7 protein-coding genes are annotated in these 5,986 nt (G+C 51.8%); 4 read left to right on the forward strand and 3 right to left on the reverse strand.

From position 1 onward, the window contains the following. Positions 1-102: 102 nt before the first annotated feature. Both nrdI and Q0E49_RS07670 read right to left on the reverse strand, forming a co-directional pair. The gene (gene nrdI, locus Q0E49_RS07665) at positions 103-570 is read right to left on the reverse strand and encodes a class Ib ribonucleoside-diphosphate reductase assembly flavoprotein NrdI (RefSeq protein WP_295747693.1); all 468 of its coding nucleotides are present in this window, start codon (positions 568-570) and stop codon (positions 103-105) included. An 87-nt stretch (positions 571-657) separates the two neighbouring features. After that, entirely contained in the window at positions 658-2,022 is a 1,365-nt protein-coding gene (locus Q0E49_RS07670) for a hemolysin family protein (RefSeq protein WP_295747698.1), read from the reverse strand. A gap of 159 nt (positions 2,023-2,181) precedes the next feature. On the opposite strand from Q0E49_RS07670, the gene Q0E49_RS07675 reads away from it, so the two are divergent. The 4 genes from Q0E49_RS07675 to Q0E49_RS07690 are packed head-to-tail and all read left to right on the forward strand — an operon-like array spanning position 2,182 to position 5,001. Next, on the forward strand, positions 2,182-3,036 hold the full coding sequence (locus Q0E49_RS07675; protein ID WP_295747700.1) for a multidrug ABC transporter ATPase: 855 nt from the start codon (positions 2,182-2,184) through the stop codon (positions 3,034-3,036). 11 nt (positions 3,037-3,047) lie between these two features. Next, entirely contained in the window at positions 3,048-3,602 is a 555-nt protein-coding gene (locus Q0E49_RS07680) for an NAD(P)H-binding protein (RefSeq protein ID WP_295747702.1), read from the forward strand. After that, positions 3,589-4,119, forward strand: coding sequence for a DUF1836 domain-containing protein (locus Q0E49_RS07685; protein ID WP_295747704.1), 531 nt, complete (start codon positions 3,589-3,591; stop codon positions 4,117-4,119). The genes Q0E49_RS07680 and Q0E49_RS07685 overlap by 14 nt, the downstream gene beginning before the upstream one ends. Before the next feature lie 6 nt (positions 4,120-4,125). Beyond that, entirely contained in the window at positions 4,126-5,001 is an 876-nt protein-coding gene (locus Q0E49_RS07690) for a hypothetical protein (protein ID WP_295747706.1), read from the forward strand. Positions 5,002-5,049: 48 nt separating this feature from the next. Here the strand turns inward: Q0E49_RS07690 and Q0E49_RS07695 are convergent. Beyond that, on the reverse strand, positions 5,050-5,986 hold a 937-nt coding region (locus tag Q0E49_RS07695), incomplete at its 5' end, for a C69 family dipeptidase (RefSeq protein WP_295747708.1).

Consider the following 5,986-nt stretch of genomic DNA (forward strand, 5'->3'; position numbering starts at 1 on the left):
AACCAGGCCGCTTAAGCCTGATTCTTACCCATCAACAGGATTTGACAAAGAGCCTAATTTTTCAACCAAAAAGGCGGCGAGATAACTCGCCGTCTTTTGCGTTTATTGTTCTTCCTTAGCGACTTCCTTACTCAGGATGCCGTAGATTCGTTCAATATCTTCGGAAGTGCCACGTAGTTCATAGTCAGCCAGGAATGGAACCTTGAACTCGTAGGCGTATTGGCGGGCAGTTAAGCAGTACTGCTCGTTGAAGTTCTTGTTGCCACTGCCGACAACCCCGAGACAGCGGTCGGCATTGCTGTTGGAAGCAATGTATTCGCCCAGCGCGTTCGTCATCAGTTCGTTGTAGCCGGAGTCAATCCCGTTACCACCGTCAAGGTAGGTTGGGACAAAGGCAAAGAATGGTTCCTTTTCTGCTGCCGGCACGGTCTGGTCAGTGATTTCCTTGAGTTCAACCACCGGGTTTTTGGGGTTAATGCTGTGCTGCTGTTTGGCAAATGCAGCTAGCCGGGTCAGGAAAGAGCGGGTGTTACCTTCGATTGAAATGAATAGAATGTAGATTTTTGACATTGTTAGCCCTCTTTTGTTTATAAATTAAAATAACAATTAATAATATTGTACACCACTCAGCAAGTGGTAGTAGTGATAAGTTAACGTTTACTGGTCGTTAGCTGACTGACTATCAGTTTTCTGGCTTTCAGGAATCTCCTTGACATTCATCCAGAGGATAAAGGAGTTTTCGTATTTGGTGACCGTAATTAGGAAGTTGTGCAGTCGAACTTGGCTCCCTTCGTGAATCTTGGGGTGAGCTTCCAGGAGGTAACCGGATAAGGTAACCGCCTCGGTTTTTTCAAACTCTTCAAAGTCGACCCCGAAGTAGCGTTCAAAGTCGTAAGTCGTTGTTTTCCCGGCGACGTTAAAGGTACCATCATCATTCTTTTGAATGATGTCATCAGAAACGTTGTCAATTTCGTCACGGACAGTTCCGAAGAGCTCTTCGTAAATATCCTTATCGGTTACGATCCCTGACGTGCCCCCATATTCGTCAACGACCACCACCATTGGCGTCCGGGTCCGGATCATTTGCTGCAGCACGTCGGTGATCAGGGTATTTTCCGGTGTGGTAGGCAGGTGACGAATGATCTTCGTCAACGGCACGTTGGGGTTAGTTCGCTTTTGCCGAACGAGGTCGTAGTTGAAGACGTAGCCGAGGATCTTGTCCTTGTCGTGGTCTGCAACCACTGGCAGACGACTATAGTGGGTTTTCACGTACATGTCGAGGGCGTCTTGCAGACTGGCCCGCACATCAATGACCGACAGGCGCGTCCGGTCGACCATCACGTCGTGGGCTTCCTTGTCGGTAAAATCAAAGGTCCGCTCCATGTACACCAAGTCATTACGGTCCATTTCTCCGCCGCGGACGGCGTTCCGTGACAGGCTGATGATTTCACTTTGCGAGAGGACCTCGTCATTTTCGTCAGCTGGCTGCAGTCCGAACAGACGGACAATCCCGTTAGCCGAAGTGTTGAGTAACCAGACGAACGGGTAGAAGATGACGTGGAAGTAGTGCAGGGGAGTGACCACCAGCATCATCATCTTCATCGGCAAGTCGATGGCGATGTTTTTCGGGACAATTTCCGTGAGCACCACTTCAAAGTAGGTCAGAACCAAAACACCAACGACGGCACTGATGGCGTGCACCGCACTACTGCTGAGCGGCAACTGCGGCAAGTTGAGCAAGTCGGCTAGGAGGTATTCGATGGTTTCTTCCCCGACCCAACCAAGGATAATGCCGCAGACACTGGTCCCCACCTGGGTAGTCGACAGGTATTCAGTCAGGTTAGTGACCATGTGAATGGCCTGTTCGATCTTCTTTGATGGTTTATCCCGCTTGTTTTGCAAATCCTGAAGGGCGGTGACCCGCACCTGGACCAGGGCAAATTCAGCAGCGACAAAGAAGGCGGCAAAAATAAACGTAACGATAATAATACCGAAGTTGATTAGTATTTGATCGTTATCCAATTTCAAACGTTCCTCATTTCATAAAAATATTGCACTAATGCGAACACTGGCAATTATACCATGCGAGAAGTAAATATTAGGTAGTCACACGGGAAAAAACTGTATTATGATAAAAAGGAAAGAATTGTTTTTTGGGGGAAGTTAACAGTGACCGAGATTATGGCAAACGAGCTAAACTTGACGGCGCCGAATGGCAGCGAACTTTTTAACGTCAGCTTTGAGTGGCAGTCGCCACAAGTGGTGGCAATCTGTAGTGACGACACTGGACTGGTCCCGGCACTGGCGATGGCTCTGCGCAGCCAGTTAAAAGACCTCGACGGTCAATTAACCATTGATGGTCAGTCGGTTAGCCAGCTGAAACGACAGGTCGAAGAAATGGTCAGCGTGGCGGGTGAACTACGGCTCAAGCCACGGAAGCGACTCGATAAGTGGCTGCAACGCATAATTGACAAGTTTCCCGACGCCATTCGTTGGGAACAGGCTGAGCAACTTTTGCGGGCCTTCAATATTGACGGGAATGTCCGGTTAAAGGAGCTATCGGCCGAACAAGAGCTGCTGATCCAAGTGCTGATACCGACGATTCTTTGTTCGCCGGTAATCATGCTGGGACAGGAATTTGACCAGCTAGCCGCCAGCGACATTCCGAAAGTCTGGTCCTTATTAAAGGACTATAGTCAAAAGACGAACGCGTTGATCGTGATGAGCAGTTCCGACGTGACAACGATGCTCAAGTGGGCTGACGTAATGTATTACTTTGACCGCGGCCACTTAACGTCTACTCGTCAGTTGCCGACTCATGATAGCACGGACTGTGTTGTGACGATCACCGGGAGTGGGTTCCCGTCAGCAACTGCCGAGCGGGTGGGAGCGCGCCTACTCGAAGAGGCCGAACACGAAACCCGCCTGCTTTTTTCCGGTAACATCCAGGCACTTTTACCGCTGCTGGAACAAAATACGATCACGGATGTCCGGATCCAGGACGCGACGATTGAAGACGAACTACTCGCTTACTAAGGAGGCTCATCTTGCAAGCACCATTGGCAATTGTTAACCAGCATGAGGACCAGCTGACGGCGGCGCTGAAGAACGAACTGGCGCCGGCGCCAGTAGCTGTGTATCCGCAATTTAGTCGCCAGTTGCCGGCGGCATCCGTCTTGTGCTGGTTGGCACCCCGCCAGGCACCGGTCGACGAACTGGTGTTGGGGCTGGTACAGCTCGTTGATGACGGGCACGCCCCGTCCCGGATTGTCATGCTAGCCGCCGCCGGGATTTGTGATGATGTTGATGAGGCGGGAGTGCGGCAGTTATACGGCGCTGACTATCAGAACCTTTTATTTGCCCACCAGTACGCCGTTAAAATGGTCGACGAACTCGAGATCCCGTATACTGTTATTAGGGTGCCACAGCTGACTAACGAAGCGGCAGCAAGTGTGATCACCCCGGAGAACCAGCAGCTGGCCAGTTTGCAACTGAGTAGCGACCAGTTGGTGAAGACGATTGCCAGCGCAATGACGACGGACCGGCTTGTTAACCAGTCAATCGGATTAAGCAATGAGGTGAAAAAGAGTGGAACGCTTTAAGAAGTATCAAGAACGGTTAGCAAAAGTTCAATTAGTGCACTGGGAAGAGTTGCCAGACATTGAACTCTACGTTGACCAGGTAGTGAAAGTAGTTAACGAGCCGCTCAATGGCTTGAACCTACCGCCGGTCACCCGCTCAATGGTTAATAACTACGTCAAACACGGACTGGTGATTGCGCCGGTGAAGAAGCGCTACGGTCGACACCAAATTGCGACCATCATGGTCATCTCGCTGTTAAAGAACCTTTTTCCGCTGTCGGCGATTAAGGACGGAATTAACCAGTTGACGATTAATGCCTACCCGAAGATGGTATACGACTACTTTGTTAATTTGCTCAACGCCAAGTTTGCCGGTAAACCACTACCAACCAGCAACCGCTTTGCTGCCAACGACGGCCGGTTGATGCGAATCGTCGTGGAGGCCCTGGGTAACTGGTTAGCAGCGAGCGCTATTCTTTCCATTATGAAGGGCGACGAGACGCCGCAAACTATCAATGCCGTGAAAAAGCGGGGGTGATAACTGGTGGAAAAGTGGTGGCGCCAACCGCTGGCAGCCGTGACGAGTTTACCGTTGATTCTGGCTGCTGGGCGGTGGGATTGGCTGACCATGCTGCGCCTAGTAGGGCAGGCACCGACGAAGCTGACCCTCGACAGTGAAGTATTCTGGCTGCTCCTCGGGGCAGTCTGTTTTGTGTTGAATGTTTTCAACTTACTGATGATTTACCAGCAGGCAGAGCCGGCGATGCAGACAACTCAGTACCGGGCGGCCAGTTGGCTACTGGCCATTTTGCTAATGGCGGGGTTAGTCGTCTGCTGGTCACACCCGGCAAGTCTGATCCTACCAACGCGGCTGACCTGGTTGCTAGTGGTGGCAACGATAATCGCGGCACTGCAGGCACTAGTGGGAAACTACTTCTTACTGGTCACCACGGTGACTAAGGCGCGCTGGCAGCCATTGGTCTTGCCGACGCTGACCTGGCTGGTAGCTGCGATACTGGGTTGGCCAACCTTTTCCACCGCCGGGGTGGTAATAGCGGTCGTGGCGGTGATCGTGCTGGTGGTCGGCCATGCCCTCAACTTGCCACGGTTGTTGGCAACTGCAGTGCACCCGGTTGACCAGTTAGTTACTGGTGTTGTGATTGCCAGCGGCCTTAGCGCTGTTTTTTATGGGCTGACCGGCGGGTGTCTGTTATGGAAAACGAGGACGTTTAACTTGTTTGTCGGGGTGTTGCTAACCGACTTGCTACTGCTTGCCGGCGGGTCGCAATGGCTCGGGTTGAGAAGTCGGCTAATAGCTGACGAGCCGGCTCAACCATGGGCGCCTCGCTGGTTGTTTGCGGGAACTGCATTGGTCGTCGCTATTGAACTAGCCGGTGCGGGGATGTTGCTGTTAATATAAAGAAAAATGGGTCGCGAATTTTCGCGGCCCATTTCTCTTATTCGGAAATTACAGGTTCTTATCCATGACGAAGGTCAAATCTGATAGTTGCAGCCCGTGCATCATCAGGTCGGCCATTAGCTTCTTCGTCCGCTTGGCCATTTCAGCGACCAGTTCGTGCTGGTTCTTGCTGAGGATTTCGCTGGCTTCGTTGTTAGTGAAACCTTCGACTTGGGGAGCGACCTTGTCAATCCAGGTGTAGAAGTATTGACGGGCATCCTTGAGGTAGTCGTCATCAGCCTTCGTGAACTGGCTTAGGTGTGATTCAACCAGCATCGACAGCCCCCGGTACATCCAGTAGGCGCTCTTGAAGTCCATGTTCATCTTCATTGGTGTGTTAGCATACGACGGTTCCATGTCGGCCGCGTTACCGAAGAACGGTACGTACGGCGTGAATGATGGGATCCCGAAGCACAGCCATAGAATCGTCGAGGCCGCTTCCGGCAGGTCTGGCTTGACTTGCAGGACGTGGGAGTTCTGTGTCCGGTTCAATGAAATTGGCCGGAAGAAGTGCTTTTGTTCGTCAGTTCCTTCGTGGCCCAGTGGGTCGTAAACGGTTCCCTGGTAGTGGCTGCTGAGGACTTGTTGAACTTCTTCCAGGGTAATCTTGTGGTCGGCCTTCATGATAAACGGCAGGTTGAAGTCTAACGGGTCGAGCTTTACTTCGGGGCTCAGTACCAGGTGACCGTACCATTGCCGACTTGTGTTGTAGTGCTGGTCAAAGACGTTGGCCGTTCCAAAAATCCGCCGGAAGTTCCAGCCATCGAGGTCAGGATTGAGGTGGTGCTTTTCCACGAAGTCCTGGATACCATCGGACCACATAAAGTTTTGTGGGTCGTCAAAGTCGACTTCCTGGATGGCCACCCGGTTGCCAGTAACGGCGTAGCAGTCATCCGGAATCCGTTGGGCAACCCAGTGGTGACCAGTAACGATTTCCATGTACCAA

The sequence above is a fragment of the uncultured Limosilactobacillus sp. genome (assembly GCF_934202235.1).
Lineage (GTDB): Bacteria > Bacillota > Bacilli > Lactobacillales > Lactobacillaceae > Limosilactobacillus.

Excerpts from the sequence above, each read along its gene's own strand:
- nrdI (WP_295747693.1), bottom strand. The coding sequence starts at position 570 with ATGTCAAAAATCTACATTCTATTCATTTCAATCGAAGGTAACACCCGC.
- Q0E49_RS07675 (WP_295747700.1), top strand. The coding sequence starts at position 2,182 with ATGGCAAACGAGCTAAACTTGACGGCGCCGAATGGCAGCGAACTTTTT.